We start from the raw sequence: 18413 nt of genomic DNA on the forward strand, positions 1-18413 counted from the left end.
GGGGCCTGGCGGCCGGTGCGCTCATCATAAGGCGTGAAGCACAGCGGCGCGTAGCCCCAGCCACCAGCAAAAAGGCCGTTCACCCGGGCGGGGGAACGGCCTTCTCTTCGACAGCGGGCGGACGATCAGGTGATCAGGCCAGCTTGCCGTGGCATTGCTTGTACTTCTTGCCGCTGCCGCATGGGCAGGGGTCGTTGCGACCGACCTTGGGGTACTCTGAACCATCGTCACTGTCGGCCAGGGCCGTCGGCGCCAGCAGTTCCTCGGGCGCGGCTTCCGGATTGAAGTCGGCGTGCTGGTAGTTGACGTTGATGGGCGAGCCACCGGACATGCTTTCCTCGGCCGCTTCGATTTCCTCGCGGCTCTGGATGCGGACCGTCATGACCACCTTGATCACTTCGTTCTTGATCAGGTCCAGCATCTGGGCGAACAGTTCGAAGGCTTCGCGCTTGTATTCCTGCTTGGGGTTCTTCTGCGCATAACCACGCAGGTGGATACCCTGGCGCAGGTGATCCAGCGCCGCCAGGTGTTCGCGCCAGTGGTTGTCGATGCTCTGCAGCATGACGCTGCGCTCGAAACCGGCGAAGGCCTCCACGCCGACCACGGCGACCTTGGCGTCGTAGGCGTCCTTGGCAGCGGTCAGCAGGCGCTCCAGCAGGTCTTCGTCGGACAGATCCGGCTCGGCTGCCAGCATCGCTTCCAGCGAAACGTCGAGCTGCCATTCGCCGGTCAGCGCAGCTTGCAGGCCGGGGATGTCCCACTGCTCTTCCATCGACTCGGCCGGCACGTACTGGCGGAACAGGTCGGTGAAGACGCCATCGCGCAGGGAGGCGATCATCTCGGCCATTTCCACCGATTCCAGCAGCTCGTTACGCTGCTGGTAGATCACCTTGCGCTGGTCGTTGGCGACGTCGTCGTATTCCAGCAGTTGCTTGCGGATGTCGAAGTTGCGGGCTTCCACCTTGCGCTGGGCCGATTCGATGGAGCGGCTGACGATGCCGGCCTCGATCGGTTCGCCTTCGGGCATCTTCAGGCGGTCCATGATGGCGCGCACGCGGTCGCCGGCGAAGATGCGCAGCAGCGCATCGTCCAGCGACAGGTAGAAGCGCGAGGAACCCGGGTCGCCCTGGCGGCCGGAACGGCCACGCAACTGGTTGTCCACGCGACGCGATTCGTGACGTTCGGTACCGATGATGTGCAGGCCGCCGGCATTGACCACGTGGTCGTGCAGGGACTGCCATTCATCGCGCAGCTGCTGCGACCTGGCGGCCTTGTCGGCGTCCGACAGGGACTCGTCGGCCTCGATCAGCTGGATCTGCTTGCCCATGTTGCCACCCAGCACGATGTCGGTACCGCGACCGGCCATGTTGGTGGCGATGGTGATCATCTTGGGACGGCCGGCCTGGGCGACGATCTCGGCTTCGCGAGCGTGCTGCTTGGCGTTCAGGACGTTGTGCGGCAGCTTGGCCTTGGTCAGGATGCCCGACAGCAGTTCCGAGTTCTCGATCGAGGTGGTGCCCACCAGCACGGGCTGGCCGCGCTCGTAGCAGTCCTGGATGTCCTTGACCATCGCCATGTACTTCTCTTGCGCGGTCTTGTAGACCTGATCCTGGCGGTCCTTGCGGGCATTGGGACGGTTGGGCGGGATCACGACGGTTTCCAGGTGATAGATTTCCTGGAATTCGTAGGCTTCGGTATCGGCCGTGCCGGTCATGCCGGAGAGCTTGCCGTACATGCGGAAGTAGTTCTGGAAGGTGATCGAGGCCAGGGTCTGGTTCTCGTTCTGGATCTTCACGCCTTCCTTGGCTTCCACCGCCTGGTGCAGGCCGTCGGACCAGCGGCGTCCGGTCATGAGACGACCGGTGAATTCGTCCACGATCACCACTTCGCCGTTCTGCACCACATAGTGCTGGTCGCGGTGGTACAGGGTGTGGGCGCGCAGGGCGGCGTACAGGTGGTGGATCAGGGTGATGTTGGCGGCGTCGTAGAGCGAGGCGCCTTCAGCCAGCAAGCCCATCTGGGTGAGGATTTCCTCGGCCTTGTCGTGACCGGCTTCGGTCAGCAGCACCTGGTGGCTCTTCTCATCCTTGGTGTAGTCACCCGGGACTTCGATCTTGCCCTTGCCGTCGGGGGTTTCCTCGCCGATCTGCAGCGTCAGCAGCGGCGGCACGGCGTTCATCTTGTGGTACAGCTCGGTGTGGTTCTCGGCTTGGCCGGAGATGATCAGCGGGGTACGCGCTTCGTCGATCAGGATCGAGTCCACTTCGTCGACGATGGCGAAGTTCAGGGCGCGCTGCACGCGGTCGTCGGCATCGAAGACCATGTTGTCGCGCAGGTAGTCGAAGCCGAATTCGTTGTTGGTACCGTAGGTGATGTCGGCCGCGTAGGCCTCCTGCTTGACGTCGTGCTCCATCTGCGACAGGTTCACGCCGGTGGTCAGGCCCAGCCAGCTGTAGAGTTGTCCCATGTCGTCGGCGTCGCGCTGCGCCAGGTAGTCGTTGACGGTCACCACGTGCACGCCCTTGCCGGCCAGGGCATTGAGGTAGGCCGGCAGGGTCGCCATCAGGGTCTTGCCTTCGCCGGTACGCATTTCGGCGATCTTGCCGAAGTGCAGGGCCATGCCACCGATCAGCTGGACATCGAAGTGGCGCATCTTGAGCACGCGACGGCTGGCTTCGCGGCAGACCGCAAAGGCTTCCGGCAGGATCGCGTCGAGCGCTTCGCCGCCGGCGATGCGTTGCTTGAATTCGGGCGTCTTGGCTTGCAGTTCAGCATCGGTCAGCTTCTCGACCGAGGGCTCCAGCGCGTTAATCTGGCGGACGATTTTTTGATATTGTTTGAGCAGACGCTGGTTACGGCTGCCGAAAATCTTGGTCAGGAATGACATGCTTGGATTCTATAAAAGCGCCGATGAATGATCCGGCAGATAGACGTTTGGCACCCGGCCGTGGGGTTCCGGCCGACAACGCCCGAAAATAAACCATGGATTTTAGCACGCAGGCCCGCGCCAATGGCTTTACGGCCCGGCCCGGGGCGGTAAAGCCTTAGATCGGGCAGGTTTGCAAGGTTTCAAGGTGGAAGGGGCGCGTGAAGAAATATTCAGGCCGGCGCGCCCGGCCGGGGGCCAGGGCTCAGCGACCGGCCACGAACACCGGCATCTGCTTGGGCTGGTTGCCACCATTGGCGCCCAGCGCCAGGAACTTGCGCGGGTCCTGGGCGATACCACGGATGCGCACCTCGAAATGCAGGTGGGCGCCAGTGGAACGGCCGGTGGAGCCAACATCGGCCACATGCTGGCCACGCTTGACGATGTCGCCCACCTTCACATAAAGGCGCGAGGCGTGGGCGTAACGGGTGATGATGTTGTTGCCGTGGTCGATTTCCAGCATGTTGCCAAACTGGTAATGATATTCCGAGGCAATCACCACGCCGGCCGCCGCTGCGACGATGCGCGTACCGACCGCAGCGGGGAAGTCCAGGCCTTCATGGAAGGCATTGTGGCCGGTGAAGGGGTCCAGGCGCCAGCCGAAGCTGGACGAATTGTAGGCGACGTTGACCGGCTGGTTGGTCGGCAACAGGCGCGACTTGATCTTGTCACCCATCAGGGTGGATTCGACGGCGTTGAGGTAATCGGTGCGATGCCCGGCATCCACGGCCAGGTTGTCCAGCATGCGGCGCAACTCGTCCAGGCCGACATCGCGGCCCGGACCGGCCAGGCTGGAGACTTCGGCGCCGCCGCGACCGGGCGACTCCTTGAAGTTGAATTCCTCGGGACGGATGCCGGCCAGGCCCTGCACCCGCTCGCCCAGCGCATCCAGGCGCATCATCTGGGCCTGCATCTCGCCGACCTTGACGGCCATCATGGCCAGGTTTTCCTTGAGGAATTTTTCGTTGCGGCCGTCCTCTTCCTGGCTCATCGATACCGCCAGCTTGTGCAGCAGCGGGGAGGCATCGGGGTCTCCGGCCTGGCGCAGCAGGAAGTAGGTGATCAGTGTCGAGGAGCCGGCGATCAGGCCGACCAGCAGGAACATCAGGATGAACAGGTGCTTGCTGCCCAGCGTGACGGAACGGGCTTTGGTGAAACGGGGGTGCAGCAGGATAATTTGCATCTTTGCTCCTTGGTCTCCGGCCGGTCAGACACCGGATGTGATAAGGTTTAAAGATGAAGTACCCATCTACGTTCACCCCTTATCGGCCTGCCCCCACGAGCGCCCAACGCATGGCGAAGAGCACGAAGGGAGCCGCGGATTTCTTGCGGTCGAATTCGACGATGGCGGCGCTCTTGCCCGCCCTGGCTCGCATGGGCACGCTGCAGCAGTCGGTCGCCGCGTCGTTGCCGGCGATGTTTGCCGCGTGTCAGATCTTGCAGTTCGAAGCTGGCGTGCTGGTCATGAGCGCGCCCAATGCAGCGCTGGCGGCCCGGTTGAAGCAGCAAACCCCGAGGCTGCAGGACCGCCTGCTGAAGGACGGATGGCAGGTTAATTCAATCCGAATCAAAGTGCAAGTTGGCAAAACTGCCCCTCCACCTCCGCCCAAACGGGTGCTGGAGCTGACCGAGGGCGCCCTCTCCTCCTTCGCCGAGCTCAGCAGTACGCTGGCCAGCGACCCGCGCAGTCAGGGCCTGAAGGATGCGATCGATGCCATGATACGGCGTCGCGACGGTCGCAGATCGTCCAAGCAGGCAGGGGAATCGTCGCCATTTCCCGAGGGAAGCTAGACCCGCCCGCCCCTGTCCTGATAAAAGATTTACAAGATTTTTTACCAGCCCACTCTGCAGCGCCAAAAAGAAACGCCCCGGTCCAGGCCGGGGCGTCTGCATTCATGGCTGCTGCTGGGCGGTTAAGCGATCAGTTCAGCGCCCACTCCTGCTTGGCCTGCATGACGTAGGTCTGCGGCGCCTGTTCCAGCTTGTCGAAGCTGACGATTTCATAGGCGTCGGGTTGCGACAGCAGTTCGCGCAGCAACAGGTTGTTGAGCCCGTGGCCGGACTTGTGGGCGTCGTAGCTGGCCAGCAAGGGATGGCCGATGATGTAGAGGTCGCCGATGGCGTCCAGGATCTTGTGGCGGACGAACTCGTTATCGTAGCGCAGGCCGTCGGCGTTGAGGATGCGGTACTCGTCCATGACGATGGCGTTCTCGAAGGAGCCGCCCCGCGCCAGGCCCATGCCGCGCAGGGTTTCGACGTCCTGCATGAAACCGAAGGTGCGCGCGCGGGCGATTTCCTTGACGTAGGAGTCGATGCCGAAATCAACTTCGGCGACCTGGCCGGTGCCATCCACGGCGGGGTGGTTGAATTCGATGAAGAACTTCAGGCGGAAACCGTCATAGGGTTCCAGACGTGCCCATTTTTCCTTGTCACCGCTGCCTTCGCGCACTTCCACCGGCTTCTTGACGCGGATGAATTTCTTGGCCGCATTCTGTTCCTGCAGGCCGGCCTGCTGCAGCAGGAAGACGAAGGACGAGGCCGAGCCATCCATGATGGGGATTTCTTCGGCGGTCAGATCGATATACAGGTTGTCGATGCCCAGGCCGGCGCAGGCCGACAGCAGGTGTTCGACGGTGGAAACCTTGGCGCCATCCTTGGTCAGGGTCGAGGCCATGCGGGTATCGCCCACGCCAGTGGCCATCATCGGCAGCTCGACCACCGGGTCCAGGTCGACGCGACGGAAGATGATGCCGGTGTCGGGCGCAGCCGGGCGCAGGGTCAGCTCGACCTTGGTGCCGGAGTGCAGACCGACGCCCGTGGTCTTGACCAGATTCTTGATTGTGCGCTGTTTCAACATCCGGCCATTATAGCCAAGATGCCCTCCCCCCGCCCCGCCACGGCGCGGCTTTGTTGCAAATCGTTCCCATCTGCAAAGACCCGCCGGTGTGGTCTCGCAACGACTTCTTGCACGACTTGCCATTTCCAAAAAGCAAAACGGCATGCCGCAGCATGCCGTTGCAGGATTCCCGGAGGAAATCAGCCCAGTTGGCCCAGCAGGGTCTCGGCGTCGGACACCTCGAACTTGCCCGGTGCTTCCAGGTTCAGCTGCTTGACCACGCCATCTTCGAGCAGCATCGAATAGCGCTGCGAACGCACGCCCATGTTGCGTTCGGTCAGGTCGAACTCCATGCCCAGTGCCTTGGTGAAGGTGGCGCTGCCGTCGCCGAACATGCGCACGATGCCGGTGGCCTTCTGGTCGCGGCCCCAGGCGCCCATGACGAAGGCGTCGTTGACCGAAAGGCACCAGATCTCGTCCACACCCTTGGCCTTGAACTGATCCGCCAGGGCGATGTAGCCCGGCACGTGCTTGGCCGAACAGGTCGGGGTGAAGGCGCCGGGCAGGGCGAACAAGGCAATCTTCTTGCCCTTGACCAGGTCGGACACCTTGAAGGCGTTGGGGCCCAGGCTGCAGCCTTCGGTCTCGGTCTCGATGAATTCGGTCAGGGTGCCTTCGGGCAGGCGGTCGCCGATCTTGATGGTCATGGTGTTTCCTCGTCTGGTTGTATAAGTGATCTAGGTGATGAATCTGGCCCGATTGATCGATCGGACAGATGAGTTGCCCGCGGGCGACGCACGAAAAAACGCCGCGCACCAGGCGCGGCGTTAGTATGCCTCGGAACCGGCCGGCCTGCTTCGACTGCGCAGGCCAGCACCGAGCACCCGACTCAGTCCGCCTGCTTGCGCAGGAAGGCCGGGATGTCGTAGGTTTCCATGCCGTTCTTTTCCAGCGCGCGCACGGTGTCGGAAGCCGACTCGCGACGCCACACGGCCGGAGCCTTCAGGCCACCGAAGGCAGCAGCCGGTTGCGCTGCGCCTTGCGGCATGACGCCACCGACGGCCATCATCGGTTCGTTGTGGGTACCGGTACGCATGACCGGGGTCTGCACCAGTTGCACGGCCTTGCGGGCACGGCCCAGGCCGGTGGCCACCACGGTGACGCGGATCTCGTCGCCCATGCTGTCGTCGTAGGCGATACCCTGGGCGATGGAAGCGTCAGGGGCCGCGAAGGCACGCACGGTCGCCATCACTTCCTTGATTTCCTTACCCTTCAGGCCACGGCTGGCGGTCACGTTGACCAGCACGCCGCGGGCGCCCGACAGGTCGATGCCATCCAGCAGCGGCGAGGCCACGGCCTGCTCGGCGGCCACGCGGGCGCGGTCCACGCCGGCAGCGGTGGCGGTACCCATCATGGCCTTGCCCTGCTCGCCCATGATGGTCTTGACGTCGTTGAAGTCGACGTTGATGTGACCCGGGACGTTGATGATCTCGGCAATACCGGCCACGGCGTTGTTGAGCACGTCGTCAGCATGGGACAGCCATTCGATCATGCTGTCGTCTTCGTAGATCTCTTCCAGCTTTTCATTGAGGATGATGATCAGCGAATCGACGTGCTGGGTCAGCTCTTCCAGACCGGCGTCGGCGATGTCCATGCACTTCTGGCCTTCGTAGGAGAACGGCTTGGAGACCACTGCCACGGTCAGCGCGCCCAGCGACTTGGCCACCTGCGCCACCACCGGTGCGGCACCCGTGCCGGTGCCGCCACCCATGCCGGCGGCGATGAAGACCATGTGCGCCCCGCGCAGGGAATCTTCGATGCGGGCACGGGTTTCCTCGGCCAGACGGCGACCGACGTCAGGCTGCATGCCGGCGCCCAGACCGGTATCACCGATCTGGATGACGTTATGCGCCTTGGATTGCTTGAGCGCCTGGGCATCCGTGTTGGCGGCGATGAATTCGACGCCAGAGACACCCTTGTTAATCATGTGCTGCACGGCATTGCCGCCAGCACCGCCAACGCCAACGACCTTGATGATCGTCCCCAGCGTCGCATTGTCGACCATATCGATTTCCATGATGACTCCTTTAAATATATGTGTCCTGCAGCTGGCAGTTGATAGGCATCACGCGGTGTGACGACTAGCAACTGATCACTGCTGTCTATACGTTCAATTCCCTGTTGTTGCTGCTTTAACTTTTGAAACCAATACTGCCGATGCCACGAATGCTACGAATGCCACGAATGAATGTTGCGAGTCATGCCTGCTACCGCTATCCCAACAAAACCGTCCTGCCCATCTGCTGGCGTCCCGTCCATGTCGACTGCCTGAACCCTACAGCCGTTACGCCAGCGCCCACCAATGCTTTTACATCCTGATGCATTCCACAGCCCGCCCGTATAGCCCGCGGGACGCGGTCCTCAGAAGTTGCCGAGGAACCATTCCTTCATGCGCTGCCAGACCGCCTTCACCGAGCCTTCCTGGCGGGTCACGATGTAGCCGCGCAGGTATTGCTTCTTGGCTTCCTGCAGCAGGCCCAGCACGGTCGAGTAGCGCGGGCTGCGCACCACGTCGGCCAGCTGGCCGCTGTATTCGGGCGTTCCCAGGCGGGCCGGCTTCAAGAAGATGTCTTCAGCCAGTTCGGTCATGCCCGGCATCATCGCCGAGCCGCCGGTAAGGACGATGCCGGAGGACAGCACCTCTTCGTAACCCGACTCGCGCACCACCTGGTGCACCAGCGCGAACAGCTCTTCCACACGCGGCTCGATGACCGCCGCCAGCGCCTGACGCGACAGCGTGCGCGGATTGCGGTCGCCCAGGCCCGGCACTTCCAGGGTCTCGGTCGGATCAGCCAGGATCTGCTTGGCCACGCCATAACGCAGCTTGATCTCTTCGGCCTCCAGCGTCGGGGTGCGCAGGGCCATGGCGATGTCGTTGGTGATCTGGTCGCCGGCAATCGGAATCACCGCGGTGTGCCGGATCGCGCCTTCGGTGAACACCGCCACGTCGGTGGTGCCGCCGCCGATATCGACCAGCACCACGCCCAGCTCGCGCTCGTCGGTGGTCAGCACCGAATCGGCCGAGGCCATCGGTTGCAGGATCAGGTCCGATACTTCCAAACCGCAGCGGCGCACGCACTTGACGATGTTCTGGACGGCCGAGACGGCGCCGGTGACGATGTGAACCTTCACTTCCAGGCGGATGCCGCTCATGCCGATGGGCTCGCGCACATCTTCCTGGTTGTCGACGATGAATTCCTGCGGCACCGTGTGCAGCAATTGCTGGTCGGTCGGGATGTTGACCGCCTTGGCGGTCTCGATCACGCGGGAGACGTCGGCCGCGGTGACTTCCTTGTCCTTGATGGCCACCATGCCGCTGGAGTTGAAGCTGCGGATGTGGCTGCCGGCAATGCCGGTATAGACATTGCGGATCTTGCAGTCGGCCATCAGCTCGGCCTCTTCCAGGGCGCGCTGGATGGATTCGACGGTGGCTTCGATATTGACCACCACCCCCTTCTTGAGCCCCTTGGATTCGGACTGGCCCAGCCCGATCACTTCGTGGCGGCCGTCGGGCAGCACCTCGGCCACCACCGCCACCACTTTCGAGGTGCCGATGTCCAGGCCGACGATCAGATTTTTTGCGTCTTTTGTCATAGCGTTCCGCTTATTTCTTTTTCCCGTTCATTGCCGCCAGCACCATTCCATCCGCCTTCAACGCCATCCCGTTGGGATAGCGCAAGTCGACACTTTCTATCTTGCCCTGCAATCTTTCCAGCAGTTGCGGATACACCGCCACCAGCCTTGCCACACGTTCCTTCAGGACCGCATCGCCCTGATCACGCCCCAGTTCGACCGTCATGCCGTTGTCCAGGCGCACCGTCCAGGCATAGCGATTGGACAGCACCAGCGACTCCGGCTCCAGCTTGATCGGTGCGAACCACTGGCGGAACAACGCCAGCCGCGCCACTACCTGCTGCTCGCTGCCGGGCGGGCCATCGAATTCCAGCAGGTCACCGTCGTCCTCGGCCTCGGCCAGGTTGGCGGTAAACACATCGCCCTTCTGCGACAACAACTTGCCATCTTCACCCCAGGTACCCAGGGCCTTGTGTTCCTCGATCTTCACCACCAGCCGGTCCGGCCATTCGCGCCGCACCATGGCCTTGCGCACCCAGGGCACGGCCTCGAAGGCCGCCCGCACCGCCGTCAGGTCGGCGGTGAAGAAATTGCCGTGGATGCGCGGCACCGCAGTAGCCCGCACCGTCAACGCATTGACCTTTTCCAGCGGCAACTCGCCGGCGGACTCGATACGTATCGTGTGCAGCGTAAACATCGGCCGCTGCGCCACCCACCACAACCCGGATGCCACCAGGGCCAGCAGCACCAGCGCAATGAGCGCACTGCTGATGGCGTTGAGCATCTTGACGTCCTGCCACATCGACGCGCGCGCTCCCTTAGACCCGAACCATCACGACTGGCCCGCCTGCGGCGTCCAGTCCTTGGAAGGCGTCATGTCCAGCGCCGCCATCTGCAGGATTTCGCAACACAGGTCCTCATAGCTCATGCCCACCGCCTTGGCCGCCATCGGCACCAGCGAATGACCGGTCATGCCGGGCGAGGTGTTGATTTCCAGCAGATAGGGTTCGGCCTTGCCATCGGTCTCGCGCAACATGAAATCGACCCGGCTCCAGCCGCGGCAACCCAGCGCATTGAAAGCCTGTACCGCCAGATCACGCAGATGGCGCGTCAGTTCCTCGTCAAGCGGGGCCGGACACAAATATTTCGTGTCATCGGTGAAATACTTGTTCTGGTAATCATAGTTACCCTCCGGCGCGCGGATCTCGATGACCGGCAAGGCACGCGCCTCACGGCCCGTTCCCAGCACCGGCACGGTCAACTCGCGGCCGCGGATGAATTCTTCGGCCAGCACCACGCTGTCGTAGCGGGCGCACAGGTCGAAGCCTTCCTGCATGTCCGAATAGCCGTTGACCTTGGCGATGCCAATGGTCGAGCCTTCGTGCGGGGCCTTGAGCATCAGCGGCAGGCCCAGTTCGTCCGGTACCTGGCGCAGCTGCTCACGGCCGGTGGCCTTGGCGTCCAGCGTCAGGAAACGCGGCGTGGGCAGGCCGTGCGAGAGCCAGATGCGCTTGGTCATGACCTTGTCCATGGCGATGCTCGAAGCCATCACACCGGGGCCGGTATAGGGCAGGCCCATCTGTTCCAGCGCACCCTGCAGGGTGCCGTCTTCGCCATAGCGGCCATGCAGGGCGATGAAGACGCGATCAAACTTCTCGGCCTGCAGTTCGCCCAGCGAGCGCACGGCAGGGTCGAAGGGATGCGCATCCACGCCCTTGCTGCGCAAGGCCTGCAGCACGCCGTTGCCCGACATCATCGACACTTCACGTTCGGCCGAACGGCCGCCGAAGAGCACGCCGACGCGGCCGAAGGCCTTGATCTGGTCCTGGCTGATCATGCGGCCCCCTGTTCGTTCTTGCCGCCAGCCTGCGCCACCAGGCGCGCCGGTACGGCGGAAATCGATCCCGCACCCATGGTCATGACCACATCGCCATCGCGCACCACGTTGCGGATAGTCTCGGGCATGTCGCCGATGTCATCGACGAATACCGGCTCGACCTTGCCGGCAGCACGCAGGGCATGCGCCAGCGAGCGGCCGTCGGCGGCCACGATGGGCGATTCACCGGCCGCATAGACCTCAGCCAGCACCAGCACGTCCGGCGAGGACAGCACCTTGACGAAGTCCTCGAAAAGATCGCGGGTGCGGGTATAGCGGTGCGGCTGAAAGGCCAGCACCAGGCGGCGGCCCGGATAGGCGCCACGGGCGGCGGCGATGGTGGCGGCGGTTTCGACCGGATGGTGACCGTAGTCGTCCACCAGCGTGAAGTGGCCGGCCGGCTTGCCCTGGGCATCGGTGATCGGCACTTCGCCGTAGCGGGTAAAGCGGCGACCGACGCCATTGAATTCGGTCAGCGCCTTCTGGGTGGCGGCGTCGTCTACGTCCAGCTCGCGGGCAATGGCGATGGCGGCGCAGGCGTTCTGCACGTTGTGCATGCCGGGCTGGTTCAGGCTCACCTGCATGGGTGCATAGCCGTCCTGGATCACGGTGAATTCCATCTTGCCGTCCACCGCCTTGGCGTCGATGGCACGCACGTCGGCGTCTTCATGGAAGCCGTAGGTGAGGATGGGCTTGGAGACCATCGGCATGATCTCGCGCACGTGCGGATCATCCAGGCACAGCACGGCCACGCCGTAGAACGGCAGGCGCTGGGTGAATTCGACGAAGGCCTGCTTCAGACGCGCGAAGTCATGGTTGTAGGTCTCCATGTGATCGGCGTCGATGTTGGTGATCACCTCAATGACCGGCATCAGGTTCAGGAACGAGGCATCGGACTCGTCGGCCTCGGCCACGATGAATTCGCCGGTACCCAGTTTGGCGTTGGCGCCGGCACTGGTGAGGCGGCCACCGATGACGAAGGTGGGGTCCAGCCCGCCCTGCGCCAGCACGCTGGCCACCAGGCTGGTGGTGGTGGTCTTGCCGTGGGTGCCGGCGATGGCAATGCCCTTCTTCAGGCGCATCAGCTCGCCCAGCATCACCGCACGCGGCACGATGGGGATGTGCTTCTTGCGCGCTGCCAGCACTTCCGGATTGTCGCCCTTGACGGCGGTGGAGGTGACGATGGCGTCGGCGCCTTCGATGTTCTCGGCCGCATGGCCGTAGCGGATGCAGGCACCCAGTTGCGCCAGGCGCTGGGTGGCGGCGTTGCTGCCCAGATCGGAGCCCGAGACGCCATAGCCCAGGTTCAGCAGAACCTCGGCGATGCCGCTCATCCCGGAGCCGCCGATACCGACGAAGTGGATGTTCTTGACGCGATGCTTCATGGTGTTACCAGTCCTTCCAGCACGCGCGCGATTGCCTCGTTGGCATCGCGCCGGCCTTGTTCGTATGCCGCCTGCGCCATTTCATGGCATGCAGCGCGGTCCAGTTTCTGCAGCAAACCGGCCAGGTGTTCCGGCGTCAGTTCGCGTTGGGGCAGGTGGATCGCCGCCTTGTTGGCAGCCATCCACCTGGCGTTGTCGATCTGGTGCGAGGTCGTCGAGACCGCCAGCGGTACCAGCACGCTGGCCACGCCAGCGGCGGTCAGCTCGGAGACCGTGATCGCGCCGGCGCGGCAGATCACCAGATCGGCCTCGGCGTAGCGACGCGGCATGTCGTCGATGAAATCGAGCACCTCGGCCTGTACGCCGGCAGCGTCATAGGCCGCACGCAGCGCGACGATATGCTGCTTGCCTGACTGATGCGTGACTTGCGGGCGTAATTCGGCAGGCAGCCGGGCCAGTGCGGCAGGCACGTTGTCGTTCAGTACCTTGGCACCCAGGCTGCCGCCCACCACCAGGATCTTCAGCGGGCCGGTGCGCGCGGCATAACGGTCGCCCGGTTGCGGCAGGGCGATGATTTCCTTGCGCACCGGATTGCCGGTGACCTCGGCCTTGCCGGCCGCCCGGCCGAAATCGGCGGGGAAACCGAACAGCACCTTGTCGGCCAGCGGCGTCAGGGTCTTGTTGGACAGCAGCAGCGCCGCGTCGGCATTGACCAGCACCAGCGGCTTGCCGCGCAGGCGTGCCATCGCACCACCCGGCACGGTGACGTAGCCCCCCATGCCGAGCACCACGTCCGGGCGACGCTGACCGAGGATGCTGAAGCAATGGAAGAAGCTGGCCGCCAGGCGCCACACGCCCTTGACCGTATGCATCAGGCCCTTGCCGCGCAGACCGGCGAAGACGATGCTGTCCATCTCCACGCCGTGGCGCGGCACCAGATCGCGCTCCATGCCGTGCGTGGTACCCAGCCAGGATACCTGCCAGCCACGCGCGCGCATGGTCTCGGCAATGGCCAGGCCGGGGAAGATATGACCACCGGTCCCGGCCGCCATGATCAGCAACTTGCGCGGCGCGCTCATAGACGACCTCCGCGCATCAGGACCCGGTTTTCGTAATCGATGCGCAACAGGATGGCCAGGCCGACGCAGTTCAACAGCACGCCCGATCCGCCGTAGCTCATCAGCGGCAAGGTCAGGCCCTTGGTGGGCAAGAGACCCAGGTTCACACCCATGTTGATGAAAGCCTGCACACCCAGCCAGATGCCGATGCCCTTGGCCACCAGGCCGGCAAAGGTCAGGTCCAGCGCGATGGCCTGTCGGCCGATCTCGAAGGCGTGCTTGACCAGCCAGTAGAACAGCAGCACCACCACCAGCACGCCGACGAAACCGAGTTCCTCGCCGATCACCGCCAGCAGGAAGTCGGTGTGCGCCTCCGGCAGGTAATGCAATTTTTCCACGCTGCTGCCCAGGCCCACGCCGAACAGCTCGCCCCGCCCGAAGGCGATCAGCGAGTGCGACAACTGGTAGGCCTTGCCCAGCGCATTTTCTTCTTCCCAGGGATTGAGGTAGGCGAAGATGCGCTCGCGCCGCCAGGGCGAGGTCACGATGACCAGCGAGAACACGCCCACCAGCGTGGCGCCGATGCCGCCGAACCAGACACCATTGATACCGCCCAGGAAGAGGATGCCCATGGCGATGCAGACGATCACGCCGAATGCACCCAGGTCGGGTTCCAGCAGCAGCAACAGACCCACCAGGCCGACCGCTGCGGCCATCGGGAAGAAACCCTTGACCAGCTTGTGCATCACCGCCTGCTTGCGCACCGTGTAGTCGGCCGCATAGAGGACGATGAACAGCTTCATCAGTTCGGAAGGCTGCAGGTTGATGATCTTCAGCGAGAGCCAGCGCTTGGCGCCGTTGACGCCCTTGCCCACGCCCGGCACCAGCACCATCAGCAGCAGGATCAGGGTGATGCCGAACAGGTAGGGTGCCCACTTCTGCCAGGTCTCGATACGCACGCGGAAGGCCAGCGCGCCAGCGATGATGGAGACCACGATGAAGATCGCCTGGCGGATCAGGAAGTGGTAATTCGAATAGGACGCGTACTTGGGCGAATCCGGCAAGGCCACCGAGGCCGAATACACCATCACCATGCCGAACAGCATCAGCAGCAAGACCACCCAGATCAGCGGCTGGTCGTATTCCATCATGCGCGAACGCTGCTCCAGACCGATGCTGCCCGATGCGCTGCCGCGACCGGCACGGACCCGGCCGGCGGCCACCGGCGCAGCCTCCTTGAGGCCACCCAGCAAGTTGCGCATCGATGACAGGTTCAGTTTCATGCCAGTACCTCGCCACGCGAGAGCGCCAACTCACGCACCGCCTCCACGAAGACCTCGGCACGATGGGCGTAGTTGCGGAACATATCCAGGCTGGCGCACGCCGGGGACAGCAGCACGATGTCGCCGGCGCGCGCGATCTCGCCAGCTTTTTCGACTGCGGCTTCCAGGCTGGCGCAATCGATCAGATCGACACCGCTGTCGGCCAGCGCTGCGCGGATAGCGGGGGCATCACGACCGATCAGCAATACGGCGCGTGCATATTTCTGCACCGGCAGGTCCAGCGGCGAAAAGTCCTGGCCCTTGCCATCGCCACCGGCAATCAGCACGATGCGGTTCGGACGACCACCCAGGCCCAGGCCGTTCAGGGCCGCCACGGTGGCGCCGACATTGGTGCCCTTGCTGTCGTCGTAGTAATCCACTTCCTGGATCACGCCGACCAGTTCCACCCGGTGCGGCTCGCCGGTGTAGTCGCGCAGGCCATGCAGCAGCGGCGCCATCGGCAGGTCGATGGCGCGGCACAGGGCCAGCGCGGCCAGTGCATTCATGGCATTGTGGGCGCCGCGGATCTTGAGGGCATCAGCCGGCATCAGGCGCTTCAGGGTGACCGGAGGCGGCAGCATGTCCTTCTGCTTGCGGCGCCGCTTGCCTTCCGGCACCTCGTCGTCTTCATGCACGAAGGCATTGGCCAGCCACTGCATGCCATTGTCGTTGACCAGGCCGAAGCTGTTGGGCGCGGTCGGTTCGTCCAGGCCGAAGGTCGACAGCGGCGCGGCGCCGGAGGCCATCTCCATCACCAGCGCATCGTCACGATTGAGCACGCGCACCGTGCCCTGGCCGAAGATGCGGGCCTTGTCGGCGGCATAGTTTTCCATGCTGCCGTGCCAGTCCAGATGGTCCTGGGTCAGGTTGAGCACGGTGGCCGCATGCGGCTGCAGGCTGTGCGTGGTATGCAACTGGAAGCTGGACAACTCCAGTACCCAGGCCTGCGGCATGCTGCCACGGTAGGTCGGCTCGGGCGGCGGCGGTGGCGGGACTTCCACCAGCGCGTCTTCTTCAGCCTTTCGCGAGACTTCCATGAAGTCGCCCAGGTTCATCGCTTCGCCAGTTGTGGCGGGCATATCGGGATCGGCCTGCGGCACGACGTCGGAGGCCACTTCCAGGGTGGCGGCGACGGCGGGATCGACTGTTTCTGCAGCAACCGGCGTTTCGGCCAGCTCAGCGTCTTCAGGGGCTTCTGTCGCCCCGGTGGTCTCAGCGGCCTCAGTAATCTCAGCGGCGGGCAGGTCTGTTTCGACAGACTCGTGCGGCTGTTGCACCGGCCCGGTCGCTTCGCCGTCGTCAGCCGTTGCCAGCAGATCCAGCTGCGGGGCAGCGGGTGCATCAGTCGACAGATCAGCAGACAATTCAGCGGACGATTCAGCCGGCAGATCGGCCTGCAGCACCGGCACGGCAATCGCTGCCGCTTCTTCGATACGGGCGGCGGCGCGGCGATGTTTTTCGGCCTCGGCCGCCTGCTGGGCATCCAGCACGGCTTGCTGGGCGGCTTGCGCCTCGGCTTCGGCCTGCGCCTGGGCTGCGGCGATCGCATCCTGCTCGGCCAGTTCAGCCAGGAAGACCTTGTCCCGGATCACCGCTTCGCGCAACACATCCAGCGCGGCCGGGCTGATATTGCCGGCCACTTGCACCGACAGGCCGGCACGCTGGCACAGCAGGCCGGTCAGGCGCGTCACCGTGGTCTTGCCGTTGGTGCCGGTGATGGCCAGGACCTTGGGCTGGTACAGCGTTTCTTCGCGCAAGGCGGCCAGCGCCTGGGCGAACAGTTCGATCTCACCCCACAGCGGCAGGCCCCGCTCGGCGATGGCCGGCATCAAGGGGGCCAGTTCACCATCGGGGGCCAGGCCCGGACTGACGGTGACGAAGTCCACGCCCTCCAGCAGGGACGGCGACAAGGCCTGGCCCAACACGGCCTGGGCCTCGGGTGCGTCACCGCGCAGGGCGGCCAGGCGCTCGGCCAGGGCCGCTTCGCCACGGGTATCGGCCACGCGCACGCTGGCGCCGCAGTAGACCAGCCACCGCGCCATTGCCAGGCCGGACTCACCGAGTCCGAGCACCAGAACGTGTTTGCCCGAGTAATTCATCGTTGTTTCCAAACTCACTTCTCTAGAACCTGCTTGCTACAAAGGCGCCCCTGACATGGTCGGCAAGGGCGCCGTGATTTCTTTCCTGCTACGGGGTGAAGCAGACTTCAGCGCAGCTTCAGCGTCGACAAGCCCACCAGCACCAACATCATTGTGATGATCCAGAAACGGACCACCACCTGGGTTTCCTTCCAGCCCTTCTGCTCGTAGTGATGGTGCAGCGGCGCCATCAGCAGCACGCGGCGGCCGGTGCCGAAACGCTTCTTCGTATATTTGAAATAGGCCACCTGGATCATCACCGACAGGGTCTCCACCACGAAGATGCCACCCATGATGAAGAGCACGATTTCCTGGCGCACGATCACGGCGATGGTGCCCAGGGCGCCGCCCAGCGCCAGCGCACCGACGTCACCCATGAACACCTGCGCCGGGTAGGCGTTGTACCAGAGGAAGGCCAGGCCCGCGCCGCCCATGGCGCCGCAGAAGATCAGCAGTTCGCCGGCTCCCGGGATGTGCGGGATGAACAGGTATTTGGCGTAGCTGGCATTGCCGGTCAGGTAGGCAAACAGGCCCAGCGCGGCGCCCACCAGCACGGTGGGCATGATAGCCAGGCCATCCAGGCCGTCGGTCAGGTTGACGGCATTGCTGGTGCCGACGATGACGAAATAGGTCAGCGCGATGAAGCCCCACACACCCAGCGGATAGGTGACCGTCTTGAAGAACGGCACGATCAGGTCGGCCTTGGGCGGCAGGTCCAGGCTGAAGCCGGAACGTACCCAGGCCACGAACAGGTCGAAGACCTTCATGTTGCTCACTTCCGAGACCGAGAAGGCCAGGTAGAACGCCGCCACCAGGCCGATCAGCGACTGCCAGAAATACTTTTCGCGCGAGCGCATGCCCTGCGGGTCGCGATAGACCACCTTGCGATAGTCATCGACCCAGCCGACGGCGCCGAAACCGAGCGTGACGATCAGCACGATCCAGACGAAACGGTTGGACAGGTCGGCCCACAGCAACGTGGAAATGCCAATGCCGATCAGGATCAGCACGCCGCCCATGGTGGGGGTGCCGGACTTGATCAGGTGGGTCTGGGGGCCATCGGTGCGCACCGCCTGGCCGACCTTCATGCGGGTCAGCATGCGGATCACGGCCGGGCCTGCGATCATGCCGATCAACAACGCCGTCAGCGTGGCGAACACCGCGCGGAAGGTGATGAAGTTGAACAGGCGCAGAAAGCCGAAATCCTGTTGAAAATTCTGTGCGAGCCAGACCAGCATG

The 18413-nt window shown here is 63.9% G+C and carries 14 protein-coding genes; 1 reads left to right on the forward strand and 13 read right to left on the reverse strand.

Annotated elements, in window-relative coordinates; translation table 11 throughout:
* Window positions 1-133 precede the first annotated feature (133 nt).
* Both secA and BTM36_RS07735 read right to left on the reverse strand, forming a co-directional pair.
* Complete coding sequence (gene secA / locus BTM36_RS07730) at window positions 134-2887, reverse strand: preprotein translocase subunit SecA (protein WP_077235802.1); 2754 nt, start codon at window positions 2885-2887, stop codon at window positions 134-136.
* 244 nt (window positions 2888-3131) lie between these two features.
* Window positions 3132-4109, reverse strand: coding sequence for a M23 family metallopeptidase (locus BTM36_RS07735; protein WP_006713171.1), 978 nt, complete (start codon window positions 4107-4109; stop codon window positions 3132-3134).
* 53 nt (window positions 4110-4162) lie between these two features.
* Between BTM36_RS07735 and BTM36_RS07740 the strand changes: the two genes are divergently transcribed.
* Window positions 4163-4717: a DciA family protein gene (locus tag BTM36_RS07740; RefSeq protein WP_039876583.1), complete on the forward strand. Its 555-nt coding sequence runs from the start codon at window positions 4163-4165 to the stop codon at window positions 4715-4717.
* A gap of 130 nt (window positions 4718-4847) precedes the next feature.
* On the opposite strand, the gene lpxC is transcribed toward BTM36_RS07740, so the two are convergent.
* The 11 genes from lpxC to mraY all read right to left on the reverse strand — a co-directional run bounded on the left by lpxC (window position 4848) and on the right by mraY (window position 18412).
* Window positions 4848-5783 carry a UDP-3-O-acyl-N-acetylglucosamine deacetylase gene (gene lpxC, locus BTM36_RS07745; protein WP_006713168.1) on the reverse strand — a complete coding sequence of 312 codons (936 nt, stop codon included), beginning with the start codon at window positions 5781-5783 and terminating at the stop codon, window positions 4848-4850.
* Between the two features lie 179 nt (window positions 5784-5962).
* A complete protein-coding gene (locus BTM36_RS07750; protein ID WP_077235803.1) occupies window positions 5963-6469 on the reverse strand; it encodes a peroxiredoxin in 507 nt (168 codons plus the stop codon).
* A 182-nt stretch (window positions 6470-6651) separates the two neighbouring features.
* Window positions 6652-7839 (reverse strand): cell division protein FtsZ, encoded by a 1188-nt coding sequence (ftsZ, locus tag BTM36_RS07755; RefSeq protein ID WP_006713164.1) that lies wholly within the window; start codon window positions 7837-7839, stop codon window positions 6652-6654.
* Window positions 7840-8183: 344 nt separating this feature from the next.
* Window positions 8184-9416 (reverse strand): cell division protein FtsA, encoded by a 1233-nt coding sequence (gene ftsA, locus BTM36_RS07760; RefSeq protein WP_008334543.1) that lies wholly within the window; start codon window positions 9414-9416, stop codon window positions 8184-8186.
* A 10-nt stretch (window positions 9417-9426) separates the two neighbouring features.
* Window positions 9427-10197 carry a cell division protein FtsQ/DivIB gene (locus tag BTM36_RS07765; protein WP_006713162.1) on the reverse strand — a complete coding sequence of 257 codons (771 nt, stop codon included), beginning with the start codon at window positions 10195-10197 and terminating at the stop codon, window positions 9427-9429.
* A 30-nt stretch (window positions 10198-10227) separates the two neighbouring features.
* Entirely contained in the window at window positions 10228-11232 is a 1005-nt protein-coding gene (locus BTM36_RS07770; RefSeq protein WP_077235804.1) for a D-alanine--D-alanine ligase, read from the reverse strand.
* Window positions 11229-12656, reverse strand: coding sequence for a UDP-N-acetylmuramate--L-alanine ligase (gene murC / locus BTM36_RS07775; RefSeq protein WP_077235805.1), 1428 nt, complete (start codon window positions 12654-12656; stop codon window positions 11229-11231). Before murC ends, BTM36_RS07770 begins: the two co-directional genes overlap by 4 nt.
* Window positions 12653-13735: an undecaprenyldiphospho-muramoylpentapeptide beta-N-acetylglucosaminyltransferase gene (gene murG, locus BTM36_RS07780; protein WP_077235806.1), complete on the reverse strand. Its 1083-nt coding sequence runs from the start codon at window positions 13733-13735 to the stop codon at window positions 12653-12655. Before murG ends, murC begins: the two co-directional genes overlap by 4 nt.
* Window positions 13732-14997: a putative lipid II flippase FtsW gene (gene ftsW, locus BTM36_RS07785; protein ID WP_077235807.1), complete on the reverse strand. Its 1266-nt coding sequence runs from the start codon at window positions 14995-14997 to the stop codon at window positions 13732-13734. Before ftsW ends, murG begins: the two co-directional genes overlap by 4 nt.
* Window positions 14994-17135: a UDP-N-acetylmuramoyl-L-alanine--D-glutamate ligase gene (murD, locus tag BTM36_RS07790; protein ID WP_077235808.1), complete on the reverse strand. Its 2142-nt coding sequence runs from the start codon at window positions 17133-17135 to the stop codon at window positions 14994-14996. Before murD ends, ftsW begins: the two co-directional genes overlap by 4 nt.
* Before the next feature lie 107 nt (window positions 17136-17242).
* Window positions 17243-18412 carry a phospho-N-acetylmuramoyl-pentapeptide-transferase gene (gene mraY, locus BTM36_RS07795; protein ID WP_006465517.1) on the reverse strand — a complete coding sequence of 390 codons (1170 nt, stop codon included), beginning with the start codon at window positions 18410-18412 and terminating at the stop codon, window positions 17243-17245.
* Window position 18413: the final 1 nt, after the last annotated feature.

It is taken from the genome of Herbaspirillum sp. VT-16-41, from assembly GCF_001994935.1.
Taxonomy (GTDB): Bacteria; Pseudomonadota; Gammaproteobacteria; order Burkholderiales; family Burkholderiaceae_D; genus Herbaspirillum; species Herbaspirillum frisingense.

Bases quoted from the DNA above. Each gene is read 5' to 3' on its own strand.
- secA (WP_077235802.1), bottom strand. From the start codon at position 2,887: ATGTCATTCCTGACCAAGATTTTCGGCAGCCGTAACCAGCGTCTGCTC.
- BTM36_RS07735 (WP_006713171.1), bottom strand. From the start codon at position 4,109: ATGCAAATTATCCTGCTGCACCCCCGTTTCACCAAAGCCCGTTCCGTC.
- BTM36_RS07740 (WP_039876583.1), top strand. From the start codon at position 4,163: ATGAAGTACCCATCTACGTTCACCCCTTATCGGCCTGCCCCCACGAGC.
- lpxC (WP_006713168.1), bottom strand. From the start codon at position 5,783: ATGTTGAAACAGCGCACAATCAAGAATCTGGTCAAGACCACGGGCGTC.
- BTM36_RS07750 (WP_077235803.1), bottom strand. From the start codon at position 6,469: ATGACCATCAAGATCGGCGACCGCCTGCCCGAAGGCACCCTGACCGAA.
- ftsZ (WP_006713164.1), bottom strand. From the start codon at position 7,839: ATGGAAATCGATATGGTCGACAATGCGACGCTGGGGACGATCATCAAG.
- ftsA (WP_008334543.1), bottom strand. From the start codon at position 9,416: ATGACAAAAGACGCAAAAAATCTGATCGTCGGCCTGGACATCGGCACC.
- BTM36_RS07765 (WP_006713162.1), bottom strand. From the start codon at position 10,197: ATGTGGCAGGACGTCAAGATGCTCAACGCCATCAGCAGTGCGCTCATT.
- BTM36_RS07770 (WP_077235804.1), bottom strand. From the start codon at position 11,232: ATGATCAGCCAGGACCAGATCAAGGCCTTCGGCCGCGTCGGCGTGCTC.
- murC (WP_077235805.1), bottom strand. From the start codon at position 12,656: ATGAAGCATCGCGTCAAGAACATCCACTTCGTCGGTATCGGCGGCTCC.
- murG (WP_077235806.1), bottom strand. From the start codon at position 13,735: ATGAGCGCGCCGCGCAAGTTGCTGATCATGGCGGCCGGGACCGGTGGT.
- ftsW (WP_077235807.1), bottom strand. From the start codon at position 14,997: ATGAAACTGAACCTGTCATCGATGCGCAACTTGCTGGGTGGCCTCAAG.
- murD (WP_077235808.1), bottom strand. From the start codon at position 17,135: ATGAATTACTCGGGCAAACACGTTCTGGTGCTCGGACTCGGTGAGTCC.
- mraY (WP_006465517.1), bottom strand. From the start codon at position 18,412: ATGCTGGTCTGGCTCGCACAGAATTTTCAACAGGATTTCGGCTTTCTG.